This is a genomic window from Nocardia brasiliensis, assembly GCF_042691675.1.
Lineage (GTDB): Bacteria > Actinomycetota > Actinomycetes > Mycobacteriales > Mycobacteriaceae > Nocardia > Nocardia brasiliensis_D.
Genome location: NZ_CP170507.1, coordinates 220,654 through 238,772 on the forward strand (window position 1 = coordinate 220,654; position 18,119 = coordinate 238,772).

Below are 18,119 nucleotides of genomic sequence, written 5' to 3' on the forward strand. Positions count from 1 at the left end.
CTCGCTACATGCGAGGTCAGCTGGGGTCGGAACCGCGAATCGCCGAAAGCCACAGTGCGGTGGCGGCGGCGACCGACGTGGCGGCGAGGAAGGTGGTGAAGTCGCCGCCATCGACATAAACCCACATGAGGGCAGCGAAGGGCGCGGCAACGGTGGACTGGGCGTCGAGCAGCAGGCGTCGGCGCAGGCGGGTCGCGGCCGTGGTGAGCGCAGGGGCTTCCGGATCGGGACGGGACGGATTATCGATGAGCCGCCCCGGCGGTTCCGTGGTCCGGATGCGACCGGCCGGATAGAGACGGTGCCCCGCGACGTGGACGGTTCGGTCGGTGACCTCCCCCCGGGTCTCGGTGAGCGTCATCAAAGCCGAATCGAAATAGACCGGCAGCCACCGCGGCCGACCGGTTCCCCTGATCTCCAGCCAGGACCGGCTGAGCAGCCGATGCTGTTGCCGAATTCGGGAAACACCCACGCTACGTGCACTACCCGAAGGCCAGAACGCGAGCACCCCCACCGCAACAGCCATCCGATACCCCGAGTACCCGACAATCCCCAACCCCACCGTAGCCAGCCCCGCCACCTGGTCCAGATCGCCGAACGGCGCCCAGGCGAGGCATACCGCCAGGGCGCCGATCGTCACGCTGATCGGATAGGCCAGGGGATGGCCTGATCCGAAACTCACTTCAGGAAGCCCACTTTGGTGTAGTCGGGGGAGGCGAGGCCGAACGCGCCGTAGTTGGCGAGGTTGTCGCGGACGGCGTACGTTCCCGACGCCTGCTGCAGCGGAACGGAATAGCCCTCGGCCCAGATCATTTGATCGCACTGGTTGGCCAGCTCGATGGCCTTGTCCGGATCGAGTTCCGAGATGGTGCGTTCGATCAGCGCGTTCAGCTCCGGCGAACCGATGCGTGCCTTATTGCCCATCAGATTGTTGGGGTCATAGGCGTATATCTGTGGGAGTGCACTGAGCGGGAGAACACTGCCGCTCCAACTGAACTGGGCGATATCGAAATTGCCCGGGTCGATGACATTCTTGAACAACCCGGCACCGGGCACGGTTTGAATATTCACCTTCACCCCGACCCTCGCCAGGTTTTGCTGCACGATCTGGGCAGTCTGCACCCACCCGTCCTGCTGGTACATGACATCCCGGAGCTCGAGCTTGCGCCCGTCCTTCTCGCGCACGTCGCCGTTGAGCTTCCAGCCCAGCTCATCCAGCATCCGCGCGGCCGCGTCAGGGTCGTAGGCGATGGGTGCCGAATTATCTTGGTAGCCCTTCTGGCCCGCCATGAAGATGTGATTGTTGAGCGGCTTCGGATTGTCGACCACACCGTTCTGAGACGCGGTGACGATGCCCTGCCGGTCGATCGCCTTCGAGATCGCGATGCGCAGCTTGGGGTCCTCGAGCAGCGCACCAGGTGCGCCGTTGAAGGTCAGGTGTGACCAGCTCGGCTCTGGGGTACGTCGGATGACAATATTCTTGGAATTGCGTGCGCCGGTAACGTTCTCGATGCCGGACATGTAGGCGTAGTCGAGCTCGTTGTTCTGAATCGCGGGCAGCCATGCCGTGCTGTCCAGCACGCTGAAGGTGATCGAGTCCAGCTTCGGTGTGGGACCCCACCACTTCGGATTGCGTCCCAGGATGATTCGGTTCTGGCTACGGTCTATCTCGGTGACCACGAACGGGCCCGCGCTCAGCGTCAGACTGTTCCGATCACGGTCGTTGAACGCTTCAGGGGTCGCCGTGGTTTCCTTCGGGTACAGGTAGCCGAACTGGCCCTTCCATTCGGCATAGGGCTTGTTGAAGGTGACGATCGCCTGCCGATCGTCGACCCCGCGTTCAACCTTCTCAACACGTTCGAAACCGCTGGTGGAAGACACGAGGAACCGGTTGTCCCGGCCACTCTGCGCAGCGGCCTGCGAGCGCAGATCCTCCCAAGTGATCGGTGAACCGTCGGACCACACGGCCCTCGGATTGATCGTGTAGGTGACCTGCTGCGGGCTGGTACTTGTCAGCTTCACATCGGTGAAGAAGTTGTGATCCACGGAGAGCTCGCCCGCGGCGTTACTGGTGAACGGCGAGGGCATGGTCGGCGCGGCAATGGCCGAGGTGTTCTCGGTGCCCCCGTCGACGTGCAGATAGTTGAACGTTTCCGGCAATGCGGTCAGCGACAGCCGTAAATTGCCGCCATCGCGCAGTTCGCTCGGATCCTTCGGGTTGATGTCATTCGTGCTGCCGATGTCACTCGTGCCCGGCGTGACGCTGCCGTTGTCGGAGCAACCAGCCACGATCAGCCCGACGGCGACGCACGGGATAGCGAATCGCGCGCCTAGCGAGCGAATCCTCATACGGGGACCTTCCTATTCGATAGACAACCGGGAACGCCTACTTCACGAAACCGATCTTCGTGTAGTCGTAGGAGGCGAGACCGGCGGCGCCGAAGTTAGCGAGGCCGTCGCGCACCGCGACGGCCCCGGCAGACTGCACGATGGGCAGCGAGAAACCGATCTCGAAAATCATTCGATCGGCCTTGTTAGCCAGCTCGATCGCCTTCTGCGGGTCGAGTTCGGAGATGACTTCCTCGATCAGAGCGTTGAGCTCCGGGGTGCCGATTTTGCCTTTGTTGCTCTGCGGGAGCGCGGGGTCGTAGGCGTAGATCTGGGGCAGCGCGCCCAGTGGAAGTACGCCGCCGGACCAGGTGAACTGGACGATGTCGAAGTTGCCCGGATCGACGACATTGGTGAAGAGCCCATTGCCCGGAACGGTCTGGATGTTGAGTTTGACGCCCACCTTCGCCAGGTTCTGTTGGGCGATCTGCGCGATCTGCACCCAGGAGTCCTGCTGGTACATCACGTCGCGAAGCTCGAGCTTCCTGCCGTCCTTCTCACGGACGTCGCCGTTGAGTTTCCAGCCCAGTTCGTCCAGCATGCGCGCGGCCGCATCGGGGTCGTAGGCGACCGGGGCGGAGTTGTCCTGATAGCCCTTCTGGCCCTCCATGAAAATATGGTTGTTCAGCGGCTTCGGATTCTCGACCACCCCGTTCTGGGTCGCGGTGGCAATACCCTGCCGGTCGATCGCCTTCGAGATCGCCACCCGCAGTTTCGGATCCTCGAGAATCGAGCCGGGTGCGCCATTGAAAGTGAAGTGCGAGAAACGGACGCCGGGAGCACGACGCACCTTGATGCCTGCCGTGTTGGTCGCGGTCTTCACCTCATCGATGCCGGACACGGTCGCATAGTCGAGCTCGTTGTTCTGCAACGCATTGATGCGGGCCGAATAGTCGAGGACGCTATAGGTGACGGTGTCCAACTTCGGTGTGTCGCCCCACCACTTCGGGTTGCGGCTGAGGACGATTCGCTGCTGCGCCTTATCGATCGAGGTGACCATGAACGGTCCGGCCGACACCGGCAGGCTATTACGATTGACGTCGTTGAACGCCTGCGGCGACTCCATCGACGCCTTCGGGTACAACTCGGAGAACAGACCCTGCCACTCTGCGTAATGCTTACCGAAGGTGACGATCGCCTGCCGATCGTCGGCGCCGCGTTCGACCTTGTCTACTCGGCTGTAGCCCTGGGTTGCGGCCACCTGGAATTCGGTGTTACGGCCGCTCAGCGCATTCGCCTGCGCTCGAAGGTCTTCCCAGGTGATCGGGGTGCCATCGGACCAGACGGCCTCGGGATTGATGGTGTAGGTGATCTGCTGCGGGTTGGTGCTGGTGAGCTGCACATCGGTGAAATAATTGTGATTGACGGACAACTCACCCGCCGCGTTCGAGGTGAACGTGCTCGGCACAGCCCAGGCAACCAGGTCCGATACCTCGCCATCCGCGTCGACGTGGTGTGGATTGAAGGTCGGCGGGAAGTTGGTCAGGGTGAGCCGCAGGTTGCCACCATCCCGGAGCTCGCTCACATCCTTCGGATTGATGTCATTCACCGCGCCGATGGTGCTCGAACTCGTCTGCGGATCACCCTCCGAGCCGCACCCCGCCACGATCAGCGCCAGAGCGACGGCTGGTGCGGCGCATCTAATTCCGATGGATCGAACGGTGCGGGCTTTGCCAGCGGATGATTTCATTTCACAAATCCGATCTTGGTGTAGTCGTAAGAAGCGAGTCCGGGGGACCCGAAGTTGGCGATGTCGGCGCGTACGCCCCAGTTACCCTCCGATTGCGTCAGCGGTAGGGAATGGCCGATTTCGAAGACCTTTCGGTCGACCTCGTTGGCCAGTTCGATCGCCTTTTTCGGGTCCAGTTCGGAGAGGGTGCGATCGATGAGGGCGTTGAGTTCCGGGGAGCCGATCTGGCCGAAGTTGTTCTGCCAGTTGCCGGGGTAGTAGCCGTAGGTCTGCGGAATGCTGCTCAGGGGGAACGCATCGCCGACGTAGACGAATTGGGCGACGTCGAAATCGCCGGGGATGATGACATCGGTGAAGTAGCCTGCGCCCGGCTTGGTATCGATGACCAGTTTGACGCCGAGTTGCGCGAGGTTCTGCTGGATGATCTGGGCGATCTGCACCCAGGTGTCGTCCTTGTACATCACGTCGCGGATGACCAGCTTGCGGCCGTCCTTCTCGCGGGTATCGCCGTTGAGTCGCCAGCCGAGCGCGTCGAGTTCCTTTGCGGCGGCGGCCGGATCGAACGGCAAGCTGTTGTCCCGGTAGCCCGCCTGTCCCGCCAGGAAGACGTGGTTGTTCAGCGGCTTCGGCTGCTCGACGAGACCGTTCTGCACCGCGGTAGCGATGCCCTGCCGATCGATCGCCTTCGAGATCGCCACGCGCAGTGCGGGATCGGCGAGAATGGAGCCCGGTGCGCCGTTGAAGGTGAGGTGCCGCCAGCGATTACCGGGTGCGCGGCGGATGACGACGCCCGAGGAATTCCGGACGGTCGTCACGTCGTCGAGGTTGTTCAGCAGCACGGCGTCGAGTTCGTTGTTCTGCAGGCCGCCCACCCAGGCGTTGCGGTCGAGCACGCTGTAGGTGATGGTGTCGAGCTTCGGTTTGTCGCCCCACCAATTCGGATTGCGGCCCAGCACGATTCGGCCCTGTCCGCGATCGGTGGACTGCACCAGGAACGGGCCCGCGGTCGGTCCCATGTTGTCGACAAGGCCCTTGTTGAACGTTTCCGGGTCGGCGGTCACCGATTTGGGAAACAGCGCCATGTTGCCCGCGAACTGTCCGCGCCATTCGGTGAAGGGCTGTTTGAACGTGATGACGGCCTGCCGGTCGTCGACACCGCGCTCCACCTTCTCCACCCGGTCGAAGCCGACGGTGATGGCGATCAGGAAACGCTTGTCGGTGCCGTCGAGTGCCTTGGCTTGCGACCGAATATCTTCCCAGGTGATCGGATTGCCGTCGGACCATACGGCTTTCGGATTGATCGTGTAGGTGACCTGCTGTGGGTTGGTGTTGGTCAGCGCGACATCGGTGAAGTAGTCCTTGTTGACGCTGAGCTCGCCCGCCGCGTTGGTATCGAACGCACGCGGCATCAACGGCCGCTCGATCTCGGCGATCTCGGCATCGTTGCCGTCGACGGACAGGGTGTTCCAGTTCGCCGGGTAAGCGGTGGTGGCCAGCCGCAAGTTGCCCCCGTCGCGCAGTTCATCCACGCTTTTCGGGTTGATATCGCTGGTGCTGCCGATCGCGCCGGACACACCACTGGCCGACTCGTTGTCACCCGAGCCGCAGCCTGCCGCGACCAGGCCTAGCGCGATCACCGGTATCGCCCATCGCAGTGCCGGTATTCGGCTCGCTCGGATCGGCATCGCGCTCTCCTTCTATCGACTGACGGCGGGGACGGGCACCGCTTCGATCAGCTCACGCGTGTACTCGTGCCGCGGGTCGGCGAAAATCTGTTCCGCCGGACCGGATTCGACGATTTTGCCGCGGTACATCACGGCGATATCGTGGGCCAAGTTGCGGACCACCGACAGGTCATGCGAGACGAACAGATAGGACAGTCCGCGCTCGACCTGCAGGTCGCGCAACAGGTTCAGCACACCGGCCTGGATGGACACGTCCAGCGAGGACACGGGCTCGTCCAGCACCAGGATCTCCGGGTCCAGCGCGAGCGCGCGGGCGATGCTGATCCGCTGTTTCTGGCCGCCGGAGAAGTCGGCGGGATAGCGTTCGGCGTGATCGCGGCGCATGCCGACCTGTTCGAGCAGTTCCGGCACCCGGCGGCCGATCTCGTCGCGTGAGCGTCCGTCGATGCGCATCGGCTCGGCCAGCGCGTCGAAGATCGGCAGTCGCGGATCGAGGGACGCGGTGGGGTCCTGGAAGACGATCTGCATCTTCCGGCGGATCTCCCGCTTCCGCGCCTTGGTCAGGGTCGCGACATCGCTGCCCATGATTTCGATGGTGCCCGATTCCGGCTCGACCAGGTCGAGAATCTGGCTGAGCGTTGTCGATTTGCCGGAACCGGACTCGCCGACCAAGGCCAGCGTGCGGCCCGCCCGCACCTCGAAGCTGATGCCGTCGACCGCGCGGATCTCACCCTTGCGGCGCTTGAACAGGATGCCGGAGGTGATCGGGAAGGTTTTCACCAGCTCCGAAACGCGCAGCACCACTTGGTCGCTGATCTCGGCCTCGACCCGCGGCTCGGTCACTTCCTGGCGGTAGGCCTCGAACAGGTCGTCGGTGCCGACCTCCGCGGTGCGGATGCAGGCGGCGGAATGCCCGGGATTGGTCTTCTCCAACGGCGGTTCGGCGACCCGGCATTCATCGATCGAGATCGGGCAGCGCGGCGCGAACGAGCAGCCGGGCGGTAGCGCGTGCATGGCCGGTGGTGCGCCGACGATCGGGATGAGCGGCTGCCGGGCCGGGCGGTCCAGCCGCGGGATGGAGCCGAGCAGGCCCACCGTGTACGGCATCCGCGGTGCATTGAAAAGCTCCGTGGTGGTGGCGGTTTCGACGATCTTCCCGGCGTACATCACCGCGACCCGGTCGGCCAGCGTCGCGGCGATGCCCATGTCATGGGTGATCATGATGACGCCGGCGCCGGTGATGTCGCGCGCCTTGCGCAGCAGGTTCAGGATCTGCTTCTGCACGGTGACGTCGAGCGCGGTGGTCGGCTCGTCGCAGATGATCAGCGCGGGATCGTTGGCGATCGCCATGGCGATGACCACACGCTGGCGCATGCCGCCGGAGAACTCGTGCGGAAACGCCTTGGCGCGCAGCTCGGGTTCGTCGATGCCGACCAGTCCGAGCAGTTCGATCGCCTTGGCCGCCGCTTCGTTCTTGGTCATCTTGCCGTGCGCCAGCAGGGCTTCGGCGATCTGCTCACCGACCCGGTACACCGGAGTCAGCGCCGAGAGCGGGTCCTGGAACACCATGCTGATGGAACTGCCACGCAGCCTGGACAATTCGCGGTCGCCGAGGCCGAGCAGCTCGCGGCCGCGCAATCGGATCGAGCCGTTGATCCGCGCCTGCTCCGGCAGCAGGCCGATCACCGCCAGCGACGACACCGACTTGCCGGAACCGGATTCGCCGACGATGGCGAGCACTTCGCCGTCGGAGACGGTGTAGTCGACTCCGCGCACCGCCTCGATGCGGCCCTCTTCGCTGGGGAAGGAGACGCGCAGGTCGGTGACCTCCAGTAGCGGTGCGGTGAGGTCAGTCCCGGTCATACTTTCGCCTTCTTCTTCGAGCGCGCCCGCTTGGCACCGGGATCGAATGCGTCGCGCAGTCCGTCACCGACCAGGTTGGCGCACAACACGATGGTGATCAGCAGGCCACCGGCGAACAGGAACAGCCACGGATAGGTCAGCGCCGACTTGGTGCCGGACGCGATCAGTGAACCGAGCGAGACGTCCGGGGGCTGGACACCGAAACCGAGGAAGCTGAGCCCGGTTTCGGCCATGATGGCCGCGCCGACCGCGAGCGTGGTGTCGATGATCAGGATCGAGGCGATGTTCGGCAGGATGTGGCTGACGATGACGGTGCGCGTCGGCGCGCCCATATACCGTGCGGCCCTGACGAATTCGCGATCGCGAAGGCTGAGCGTCAGGCCGCGCACGATGCGGGCGCTGATCATCCAGCCGAACACGCTGAGCAGCAGGATCAGCAGCAGAATCGAGCCGCTGCCCTTGGTCCGCGGCGCGAACAGCGCGACGATGATGAAGCTGGGCACCACGAGCAGCAGGTCGACCAGCCACATGATCGCGCGGTCGGTCCAGCCGCCGAGCAGTCCGGCGGTCGCGCCCGCGGTGGCGGCGATGGTGGTGGAGATGATGGCCACGCACAGGCCGATCAGCAGCGACTTCTGCATGCCGCGCAGGGTCTGGGCGAGCACATCCTGGCCGATCTGCGTGGTGCCGAAGGGGTGCTCGGCGCTGGGCGGCTTCAACAGCGCGGTGTAGTCGAGCTGCTGGTAGTCATACTGCAGTAGTGGCGGTAGTGCGAAGCTGGCGATGAAGAGCAGGATCAGGATCACGCCGCCGATCACCGCGGGCTTGTTGCGCAGGAAGCGGCGCAGGACCAGCTTGCTCCGCCCGGCCGCGGCGGGCTCGGGAGCGCCTTGGACGATGATTTCGGCTTCGGTCATCGCACACGCACCCGGGGATCGAGAATCGCCAACACGATGTCGGAGAGCAGGCCGGACACCAGCACCACCAATCCGGCGAACGCGGTCACCGTGACCACCACGTACAGGTCCTGGGCATTGATCGAATCGACCAGCCACTCGCCGACGCCGTGCCAGCCGAAGATCTTCTCGGTGAACGTCGCGCCGGTGATCAAGCCGAGCAGGCTGTAGGCGAACAACGTCGCCATCGGGATCAGCGCGGTGCGCAGGCCGTGCTTGTACAACGCCTTGCTACGGGTCAGTCCCTTGGCGCGGGCGGTGCGGATGAAATCGCTTTGCAGCACGTCGAGCATGGCGTTGCGTTGGTAGCGGCTATAGCCCGCCATGCCGCCGAGCGCGAGACCGGCCGTCGGCAGCACCAGATGCTGGAGGCGGTCGAGCAGTTGTGGCCAGAATCCGTCGATCCGGTTCGCCGAGGTCTCCCCGGTGTAGAGGAATATCTGCGCTCCGGTGAGCGAATTGATTTCCAGTGCACCGTATTTCAACAATGTCGCGAGTAGGAACACCGGGGTGCTGAGCACGAGTAGCGAGATGACCGTGGTGAAGTAGTCACTGAATTTGTATTGTCGGATCGCGCCCGCCGCACCGATCAGGACGCCCAGCACGGTGCCGACCAGCGAACCGATGATCAGCAGCCGCAAACTCACCGCGACCCGGCGCGGCAGCTCCTCGCTCACCGGCTGACCGGCCAGGGTCTTGCCGAAATCCCCTTCCGGTATGCCCTCGAGCCAGGTGAGGTAGCGCTGCGGGATCGGGTCGTTGAGGTGCAGCTCCTCGGCCTTGGCATCGATCACCGCCTGGGGTGGGCGCGGGTTGCGTTGTTCCAGACTGTCCAGCGGACGAAACGTCAACGACGCCAAGCTGAAGGTCAGGAACGACGCCAGCAGCAACAGCACGACATAGTGAAGCGCGCGTCGTAGCAGGAAGCCGGTCATCAGTCCTCGTGGTCTTTCGGCTGGCTGGACCAGCGTCGAGTATTAGCCCCTGATCATAAGGACGAAGACCCCGCCGTGTGCGGCACGCGGGACTCGGGCATGTCCTTTATTGCGACACCCGCGTTGATAGTCGTTCGACGCCGCAATGGAGGGATCATGGGATATCTGCAATTCCCAGGTGGTAAACCAGTATCCGGAGTGTCGGCCCGATCGGGGCCACGGCCATTACCGCGAGTGCTGGCATGTGTCGGCAGTGCCGGGCAATTGCTGGTGGTGGTATCGGTTCATGGACCGTGGCGGTGTCGGACGGCAGACGCGGGGGTGTCGGGCGGCCTGCTGGTGATACGCCCGCCACTTCGAGACGGTTGTCCGGCAGGATGGAATGGGTGACCCTCCTGCACCTGCCCAAGCCGAAGATGGTGGCCACCGATGTCGACGGCACCCTCATCGATCACGACGAGCGGGTCACCGCGCGCACCAAGGCCGCGGTCGACGCGCTGATCGGCGACGGTGTGCCGTTCGTGCTCGCCACCGGTCGCCCGCCGCGCTGGATCGATCCGGTGGTCGACGGACTCGGGTACGCGCCGCTGTGTGTGTGCGGGAACGGGGCCGTCATCTACGACAGCGCCACCGATCGGGTGCTCGCCAGCAGGACGTTGGACGTGGAAACCCTGTCCTGGATCGCGGACCTGGCCGAGGAGGCCCTGCCCGGGTGCGGGCTCGCCGCCGAACGGGTCGGCGAAAGCGCGCACGACGCGGTCACGCCGCAGTTCGTCAGCTCCCCGCTGTACGAGCACGCCTGGCTGAACCCGGACGACACGTCGGTCGCCCGCCACGAGGTCATCGACGCGCCGGCGATCAAGATGCTGGTCCGCCTACCCGGCGCTCGCAGTACCGACATGCGCACGGTGCTCGCCCCGCTGATCGGCGAGCGCGCCGATATCACCTACTCCACCGAACACGGACTGATCGAACTGTCCGCGCCGGGCGTCACCAAGGCGTCGGGTCTGTCGATCGTCGCCCAGCGGCTCGGCGTCGAGTCCGCGAACATCATCGCCTTCGGCGACATGCCCAATGACGTCCCGATGCTCACCATGGCCGGGCACGGCGTCGCCATGGCCAATGCCCATCCAGAAGCCATCGAGGCTGCTGACGAGGTTGCCGAATCCAACGCCGACGACGGCGTCGCCCGCGTACTCGAACGCTGGTGGATCTGAGCGGTTCGCCCGAATCCGGCTCATACGCATCGGAAGTCGATGTCCGGTGGGTTTCCGATTCGTGTGCCGTATGCCAGAAGGTGTGCGGCCTAGTGCCGTGAACGTGCTCGGAGCTCGCGGCCGGTGACGAGGTTGCGGCGGCGAGCTCCGAGGCTGTGCGTGATCCGGGGTCAGCCTGCTGGTTCAGGGGCAGGCGTGGGGAGGAAGTCTTCGGGGGCGGGGAACTGGAGGACTCCGGGTTCCGGTTCCGTGACCTCAGCCGGGGCCGGGACCTCGGCCGGAGCCGGAGCAGGTGCAGGAGCCTGAGCAGGCGCCGGAGCCGGGACCGCAGCCGGAGCCGCCTGGCCGGGCACCGGACGACTCGCTTCCTGCTGGTAAGTGTCGTTGTAGGTCTTCCAGATCGTGGTGACGATCCCGGTCACCTGATTGAGGATCAGCGAGCCCTTTTGGAAGTCCGAGCGCAGCCCATTCGGTACGACATAGGAGTCGCTCAGCGGAAGGCCGAGCACGCCGGCGTCGCCGCCGAGCTGCAGGAACCGATCGAGGATCGCCCCGATCACCTCGATGACCTTGCCGTCCGGCGCGGTGTAGACGTAGCCGTTGGCGAATTTCGCGTACTGCTGGCCCTGCGCGGCGGGCAGCGGTTCGGTCTGCGCGGGCCCGAGCGGTCCGCGGGGACCACCCTTGTTGGCCCAGTGCTTGGCGATGGGGTTTTCGTCCACCATGCCGAGCAGCTTCTCGGTCAATGCGGCGAGCGCGGCGAGGTCCGGTTTGGCGCGCGGGGTGGCCTGCGGGGCAGGACTGGTCCCGGTGCCGGCGTTCCCGGTGCTGTTGCTCGCGTAAGCGTCGCTGCTGTTTCCGTTGGTCGCGAGGCCGCCGCCGCCCGCGACACTCGCGGCGATATCGCGGATTCGATCCATCAGGTCGTAGGCGGCGTCGCCGGGGCAGCTGGTGTTGCCGACATCGCGGTGGGCGAACACGATCGGCAGATTCACCGCCTGGCCGAGGGCATAGGAGGTGAACTCCGTGCCCTCGGAGTACATGACCGTCTTGCCCTTCGGATCGAGGTGCGCGACCTGGGCGCGCCAGCCGATGAAGTTGCCGATGGCGTCGATCGACTCCTCGCTCGGCTCCTCGGATTCGTAGTTGCCCATCAACGCGACGCCCGCGGTGTTTTCGTTGAAGCCCCCCGCGTGCGCGCCTTGCACGGCGCGGTCGAGTCCGCCCGCGCGGCCCTCGAAGATCTGGCCGTACTTGTCGACCAGCGCGTTGTAGCCGATGTCGCACCAGCCCAACGTCTTTGCGTGGTAGGCGTAGATCGCGCGGACGATGCCCGCGGACTCTTCCTTGCTGTAGTCGTTGCGTCCCGCGGTGTGGTGCACGGTGATGCCGCCGAGGCCGTCCTCACCGGGTTCGTCGTCGTACTCGGGCTCTTGGCAGAGGATGTCCGGATCGGCGCCCCACTGCGCGCGGGTGATCACGGCCGGTCCGCCCGCGGCCACCGGTGCGGCGACCTTGTGCAGCGCACCGTCGATGGCTCCGCGGCCCGGGTCGATGAGCACGGCGGTCAGGTCGACGCCCGACATCTGGGCGGGGTCGTCCGAACGTGGTGTGGCGGCGTCCGGCGCGACGGTGCCGTCCGGGGTGGTCGCCGCGGCGGGCTTGCGGGTCACCAGCATCTGCACGGCGTTGGTATTGCCGACGTAGAGCGGTTCGGTACCGGTCTTGCCGCCTGGCGTGGTGCGATCGGTGCGGCGGGTGTCGACGGGTTCGGTGTCGAACCATGGACCCCAGCTGCCATCGGATCGGCGGGCGCGGACCAATGCCTTCGTGTTGGTCAGATCGGCGGCGGTGAGTGCGACCACGCTGAACGGGGTTTCCCGGGAAAGTTCTTTGACCTGCGCTCCGACCTGTTCGGCCAGGTCGGGCGGGACCGCGCCGGGAGCCAGCGCGGGCGTGTCGGGCGTGGTGCCCGGTTCGAGTCGAGCAGGGTCCGCGATGAATCGGGTGCCGCCGGGAATCGACGGGGTGGGCGCCTGTGCGGTTTGCCCGGGGTTGGGGATTTGTCCAGGATTCGGGTGCTGGCTCGGCGCGGCGGCTTGTCCAGGTAATGGAACTTGCCCCGGTGTGCGGCTCTGTCCGGGAGTGGCGTTCTGTCCAGGTGTAATGCTCTGACCTGGCGCGCTCTGCTGGCCGGGGGCGGCGGGGTGGGGACCGTTTAGCTTGGGGAGCGGAATTTCTCTGGGTAGTTGCACTCCCGGCGGCAATGGTAGGCCTTCGGGAATCGGAATGGACGCTGGTAGCGGCAGCATTCGTAGATCCGACAGACGTAGATCCGGTAGATCCAATCCGGTTAGTTCGCGTAGCGGAAGCACGATGTCGGGGGCCGAATTCAAGACGACCTCGGCGAGTTGCGCCGGTACGGCGGCTAGCTCGGTGCCGGTGGTCGCCCGATAGTCGGGCGAGTCGCTCATCGTGAGCGTCGCGAGCGGGGCCGCTACCGCAAGCGTGGTGACAACCGGGAGGACGTAGGAACGTTTCGGTTTGCGGTAGGGCACGAGCGTCTCCATTCAGGTCGAACCAGTGATCGTGTGCAAAACCAGGGTTGCTTCCTGATGTATCAACGATCACAATAGTCACAACTGTCACATATCTAAACCTGTTGTTGAGGATTATGTGATTGCTCGAATGTAGCTCTCGTAGTGCGGCCGGATGGAACGACATGCCGACAGGTATCGAATCCGCCCGGCCCTGGAAAACCGTGGGAGTGAACGGATGCGACGTCAAACAGCACCGGAACGAAAGAGCACGGGGGGAGCACAAATGCGGGTGAAATCTGCGCGCAGGGGCAAACGGGCATTCCGTCGCGGGCGGGGCAGACGTCCACAACCTGGGCTATCGCTACGTCCGGTACTGGTCTCCGGCGGTGCGGCGCTGGCCGCGGGCACCGTGCTCGTGTTGTGGGCTTGGCCGGGGGAAGCGCCGTATCGAACGTTGGCGGGGCCGGGGCACGGGCGCGGGATGAGTCAGCTCGGGGCGTTCGAGAATGCCCAGCAGGGGTGGATGGCCGAACGAATCCTCGAGCACTACTACCCCGGTGCCGCTCTCGGCACTGTTCCAGCAACCAACGTCGGAGTCCGGCTCACCGCACAAGACGACTCCACGCTCGACACCTACGCACCCGCCGGTCTTCGGGTCGCCGGTCAAGTGGTTCAGGCCGGGCAGGCCGCACATCTCACCCCGCTGCCCGATGGGGGCGCGAACGTGGTGGTGACCCTCGGCTGCGACGGCGAAGTGCTGTGGCAGGCGGCGACCGATGATCCGTGGGTCTACCCGGTCGCGCCGGGCCCGAACCGTCCCGCCGCGGAACACCTGACGCTCTGCGGTGGCACGGCGTATCGCGGCGCGCTCGGTGTGGCCACCGAGAACGGGGCGGCGCGCACCGTGAATCGCGTCGATGTGGAGGACTATCTGCTCGGTGTCGTTCCGGCCGAAGTGCAGGCCAACTGGGCGGACAAGGGCGCCGGCGAGGCGCTGCGGGCGCAGGCGATCGCCGCACGCTCGTATGTGCTTGCCGAGCAACGCTATTCGTACGCGCAGAGTTGTGACAGCAGCGATTGTCAGGTGTATCCCGGCACCGTCAAGGAAGATCCGCGCGCGGCCGCCGCCGTCGCCGCCACCGCGGGGACCGTGCTGCTGCGCGACGGCCGGATCTTGCGGTCGGAGTATTCCTCCGCGCCGGGCGGGGGAGAGCCTGCCGATATCTACACCTTCGACGTCGGCCCGGCGGTGCGCGAACTGGTCCCTACCGCACCCAGCGCTCCGCTGGATCCGCGGAAACGGGCGGCCGTCGGCGAATCGGCGATCGACGTGGAGTACCGGCGGATCGGTGGTGCGGCCAGCACGGTCGGTCGGCCACTCGGCCCGGAGATGGTACTGCCGGAAAACGCCGGGACGTATCGCTTGTTCACCAACGGCGTCATCATTTCTACGGACACCCTCGGCGCCCAGGTCGTCGACTTCACCACCCTGCTGCAGTTGGTGCCGGATCCTGCCGCGCAGGAATCCAATCCATCCGGTTCTGTTGCGCCCCCGGTCGTGTCGCCACCACACGAGTCGGCACCTTCCGGCATCACCTTGTCGCCCTCGACTTCGGTACCGCCCGGCAGCACGGCGGCACCGACAACGGCCTCCACTCCGACACCACCTCCGACACCGGGAGTCCCGATTCCGTCGGGTGCGACGAGCGGTGCGCCGTGGCCCGGAGCGCCGGCGCGAGATACGGCGTAGCGGCGACGAGCGGGCCTGTCGCTCAGCTCAGTCGGGCGCCCCATCGCCGAGCGATTCGGCCAGCGTCCGCAACAAGCCCGCGAGCTGCTGTCGCGATTCCGGGTCCAGCGCCGCGAGTAGCCGCTGCTCGTTCTCCATGTGTTTCGGGAGCAGGTCGTCGATCATCTTGCGACCTGCCGCGGTGAGCCGGACCCGGATCACTCGGCGGTCCTGCGGGCATGGCACGCGCTCGACCCAGTCTTTGGTCACCAACCGGTCGATCCGGTTGGTGATCGCGCCCGAGGTCACCATGGCCACCTTGATCAGCGCGCCCGCGGTGAGCCCCTCGTCGCCGCCGGAGCGGCGCAGGGTGGCGAGCACGTCGAACTCCCAGAACTCCATCCCGAACTCGCTGAAGAACCGCTTCAGGTCCTGCTCGATCAACCGCGACAGCCGTTGGATGCGGCCGAGCACCGCCATCGGCGAGACGTCGACCTCCGGGCGCTCCCGGTTCCAGTGCTGGGTGAACAGATCCACCGCGTCCGCCATGGCTTCTCCTCTCGACTGTAAGAATCTTAACATTGATCTACTTGACGCTGAGACACCTGGGCGGGTAGATATTTCAACGTTGAGATTATCAATGAGGAGCGAACGACATGACCATAAGCACCACCCCGCGCACCGGAAACTCGTACGCGGGCACCCTGGCGCTCACCGCCCTCACCCCCATCGTCTGGGGCTCCACCTACGCCGTCACCACCGAATTCCTGCCGCCGGACCGCCCGCTGTTCACCGCGCTGGTCCGCGCGCTGCCCGCCGGTCTCGCGCTGCTCGCCATCACCAGGATCCTCCCGCGTGGCATCTGGGTCGGGCGCGCCGCCGCGCTCGGCCTGCTCAATATCGGGGCCTTCTTCCCGCTGCTGTTCCTCGCCGCGTACCGGTTGCCCGGTGGCGTCGCGGGCGTGCTCGGTGCGGTCGCGCCGATGTTCGCGCTCGGTCTGGCCACCGTCGTACTCGCCGAGAAGCCCAACGGGCGCAAGGTGATTGCCGGTCTGATCGGCGTCTTCGGGGTTGCGCTCGTGGTGCTGCGCGCCAATGCGCAACTCGATACCGTCGGCGTCGTCGCCGGACTGGCCGGTGCCGCGTCCATGGCGGCGGGCACCGTGCTCACCCAGCGGTGGGGGCGTCCGGAAGGGGTCGGTCCGCTCGCGCTGACCGGCTGGCAGCTCACCGCCGGTGGGCTGTTCATCCTGCCGCTGGCGCTGCTGATCGAGGGTGTGCCGCCCGCGCTGGACGGTCAGGCGGTCGGTGGTTACCTGTACATCGGCATCGTCGGAACCGCGGCGGCCTACTGGCTCTGGTTCCGTGGCATCTCCAAGGTGCCCGCCACCTCGGTCGCCTTCCTCGGTCTGCTGAGCCCGGTGTCCGCCGCCGTGATCGGGTGGATCGCGCTCGGCCAGGCGCTCAGCCCGCTGCAACTGCTCGGCTTGGTCATCGCGCTGGTCGGCACCGTGCTCGGTCAGCTGGCGGGCAAGCCGAAGGTGACCGTCACCGTGCCGAAGCCGGTCGTGCCCGTCTTGGTGGCAGCCCGCTGATCTGCTGATAAAGCGGGTTGACCTTGACGTAACGTCAACTTGCATGCTGGGTACACCGACGAGATGAGAAGGGAGAAAGGTCGTGCGCACCGAATGGTCCATCCAGGATCTGGCCAAGGCGGCCGGTACCACCAGCCGCACGCTGCGCCACTACGGCGAGCTCGGGCTGTTGCCGCCCAGCCGGATCGGCACCAACGGGTACCGCTACTACGACCAGAACTCCCTGGTGCGGCTGCAACGCATCCTGTTGCTGCGAGAACTCGGCCTCGGCCTACCGGTCATCGCCGAAGTCCTTGCCGGGGAACAGGACACCACCGTCGCATTGCGCACGCACCTGGAACTGCTTCGGCAGGAACAGGATCGGATCCGGCGCCAGATCGAGTCGGTGCAAACCACGCTGCACAAGACGGAAAGAGGTGAACAACTGATGGCCGCAGAGGTTTTCGACGGCTTCGACCACACTCAGTACAAGGACGAGGTGATCGAACGCTGGGGCAAGGACGCCTACGACAGCGGTGACAAGTGGTGGCGCTCGCTGAGCGAGGAGCAGAAGCAGGCGCACTTCCAGACCCACCTGGACATCGCCGCCGACTACGGCAGGGCACATGCCGACGGGCTCGCGCCCGACAGCCCCGAGGTCCAGGCGATCGTCGCCCGTCACCACGCGTGGATCGGCGACGGCTGGCAGGGCAGGGCCGTGCTCGAGGAGGCCTTCATCGGCCTCGGCGAGATGTACGTCGCGGACCCCCGGTTCGGGGCCAACTACGACGTGCACGGCAAGGGCACCGTGGAGTTCGTCCGCGACGCCATGAAGGTCTACGCCGAAGCCAACCTGTAGATACACCCGACAGACGGCCGGTACGCATACTTGACGCGTGCCGGCCGTCGCCGGTCCGGCCACCACCGATGGGGAGGATGTTCGACATGACCTACCGAAATCCGGCCGTGGCCGCACCGGCGGTCCCGAGCGGGCTCGTCCCGAAGACCGCGGGCGTGTTGGCATTGCTCGTCGGACTGTGCAACGTCTGGGGTGCACGAACTCTGCTGGAACCGTTCGGGCACGGTCCGGCGGATCTCGACAACTCACTGGCGATCTTCGGCGGACTCGGCGGGTTGCTGGCCGCGTTCGCCCTCATTTACGGTGCCGCCCTGATGTTCCGCCATGATCAGGCCGGTCGGTACACGGTGCTGCTCGCCTCGGGCGTGCTGTCGGCGATCGCCCTTGTGGGTCTTGTCTGTTCGCTTACCGGCTACCAACCGGACTACGCCATCGACTGGTTCCCGGCGCAAGGCCCGATAGCCGATCCGCTCACCAGCGCCTTCGGCGGCCTCGTCGGGATTCTGACCGCCTTCGTCCACCGCGACTGGGTGGCCGGCGTCGCAGGGCTCGCCCTACCGCTGGCCGTATACCTGCTCACTTCCGCCCACTACACCGAAACCTGGGTCGAAGCAGGTTCGGGAGTGGATGGCCGGCGGGAAATGTCCGGCTGAGGGGTGCGGGCGGACATTCAACGGGGGGACCGT

Annotated in this window: 14 protein-coding genes; 5 read left to right on the plus strand and 9 right to left on the minus strand. The window is 65.6% G+C overall.

Annotated elements, in window-relative coordinates; all coding sequences use genetic code 11:
* Positions 1–16 precede the first annotated feature (16 nt).
* Genes ACFK0J_RS01270 through ACFK0J_RS01300 form a run of 7 tightly spaced genes read right to left on the minus strand, consistent with a single transcriptional unit; the run spans position 17 to position 9,514 of the window.
* A complete protein-coding gene (locus tag ACFK0J_RS01270; protein WP_378735736.1) occupies positions 17–679 on the minus strand; it encodes a hypothetical protein in 663 nt (220 codons plus the stop codon).
* On the minus strand, positions 676–2,346 hold the full coding sequence (locus ACFK0J_RS01275) for an ABC transporter family substrate-binding protein (protein WP_378735738.1): 1,671 nt from the start codon (positions 2,344–2,346) through the stop codon (positions 676–678). The genes ACFK0J_RS01270 and ACFK0J_RS01275 overlap by 4 nt, the downstream gene beginning before the upstream one ends.
* Positions 2,347–2,383: 37 nt before the next feature.
* On the minus strand, positions 2,384–4,075 hold the full coding sequence (locus ACFK0J_RS01280) for an ABC transporter family substrate-binding protein (protein WP_378735740.1): 1,692 nt from the start codon (positions 4,073–4,075) through the stop codon (positions 2,384–2,386).
* On the minus strand, positions 4,072–5,760 hold the full coding sequence (locus ACFK0J_RS01285; RefSeq protein WP_378735742.1) for an ABC transporter family substrate-binding protein: 1,689 nt from the start codon (positions 5,758–5,760) through the stop codon (positions 4,072–4,074). The genes ACFK0J_RS01280 and ACFK0J_RS01285 overlap by 4 nt, the downstream gene beginning before the upstream one ends.
* Before the next feature lie 12 nt (positions 5,761–5,772).
* Positions 5,773–7,623 carry an ABC transporter ATP-binding protein gene (locus ACFK0J_RS01290; protein WP_378735744.1) on the minus strand — a complete coding sequence of 617 codons (1,851 nt, stop codon included), beginning with the start codon at positions 7,621–7,623 and terminating at the stop codon, positions 5,773–5,775.
* Positions 7,620–8,540, minus strand: coding sequence for an ABC transporter permease (locus ACFK0J_RS01295; protein ID WP_378735746.1), 921 nt, complete (start codon positions 8,538–8,540; stop codon positions 7,620–7,622). Before ACFK0J_RS01295 ends, ACFK0J_RS01290 begins: the two co-directional genes overlap by 4 nt.
* Positions 8,537–9,514, minus strand: coding sequence for an ABC transporter permease (locus tag ACFK0J_RS01300; protein ID WP_378735748.1), 978 nt, complete (start codon positions 9,512–9,514; stop codon positions 8,537–8,539). The genes ACFK0J_RS01295 and ACFK0J_RS01300 overlap by 4 nt, the downstream gene beginning before the upstream one ends.
* 377 nt (positions 9,515–9,891) lie before the next feature.
* Here ACFK0J_RS01300 and ACFK0J_RS01305 point away from each other — a divergent pair, with 377 nt between their 5' ends.
* Complete coding sequence (locus ACFK0J_RS01305; protein WP_378735750.1) at positions 9,892–10,731, plus strand: HAD family hydrolase; 840 nt, start codon at positions 9,892–9,894, stop codon at positions 10,729–10,731.
* A 170-nt stretch (positions 10,732–10,901) separates the two neighbouring features.
* On the opposite strand, the gene ACFK0J_RS01310 is transcribed toward ACFK0J_RS01305, so the two are convergent.
* Positions 10,902–13,289 (minus strand): N-acetylmuramoyl-L-alanine amidase, encoded by a 2,388-nt coding sequence (locus ACFK0J_RS01310; RefSeq protein WP_378735753.1) that lies wholly within the window; start codon positions 13,287–13,289, stop codon positions 10,902–10,904.
* Between the two features lie 265 nt (positions 13,290–13,554).
* On the opposite strand from ACFK0J_RS01310, the gene ACFK0J_RS01315 reads away from it, so the two are divergent.
* Positions 13,555–15,021: a SpoIID/LytB domain-containing protein gene (locus tag ACFK0J_RS01315; RefSeq protein ID WP_378735756.1), complete on the plus strand. Its 1,467-nt coding sequence runs from the start codon at positions 13,555–13,557 to the stop codon at positions 15,019–15,021.
* A 27-nt stretch (positions 15,022–15,048) separates the two neighbouring features.
* Here ACFK0J_RS01315 and ACFK0J_RS01320 read toward each other — a convergent pair whose 3' ends face one another.
* Positions 15,049–15,549 carry a MarR family winged helix-turn-helix transcriptional regulator gene (locus ACFK0J_RS01320; protein ID WP_378735758.1) on the minus strand — a complete coding sequence of 167 codons (501 nt, stop codon included), beginning with the start codon at positions 15,547–15,549 and terminating at the stop codon, positions 15,049–15,051.
* A 107-nt stretch (positions 15,550–15,656) separates the two neighbouring features.
* Between ACFK0J_RS01320 and ACFK0J_RS01325 the strand changes: the two genes are divergently transcribed.
* The 3 genes from ACFK0J_RS01325 (at position 15,657) to ACFK0J_RS01335 (ending at position 18,086) form a co-directional block, all read left to right on the plus strand.
* Positions 15,657–16,595 carry an EamA family transporter gene (locus tag ACFK0J_RS01325; RefSeq protein WP_378735760.1) on the plus strand — a complete coding sequence of 313 codons (939 nt, stop codon included), beginning with the start codon at positions 15,657–15,659 and terminating at the stop codon, positions 16,593–16,595.
* Between the two features lie 82 nt (positions 16,596–16,677).
* Positions 16,678–17,433, plus strand: coding sequence for a MerR family transcriptional regulator (locus ACFK0J_RS01330; RefSeq protein WP_378735762.1), 756 nt, complete (start codon positions 16,678–16,680; stop codon positions 17,431–17,433).
* 86 nt (positions 17,434–17,519) lie between these two features.
* The gene (locus ACFK0J_RS01335; protein WP_378735764.1) at positions 17,520–18,086 is read left to right on the plus strand and encodes a hypothetical protein; all 567 of its coding nucleotides are present in this window, start codon (positions 17,520–17,522) and stop codon (positions 18,084–18,086) included.
* The last annotated feature ends 33 nt before the right edge of the window (positions 18,087–18,119 follow it).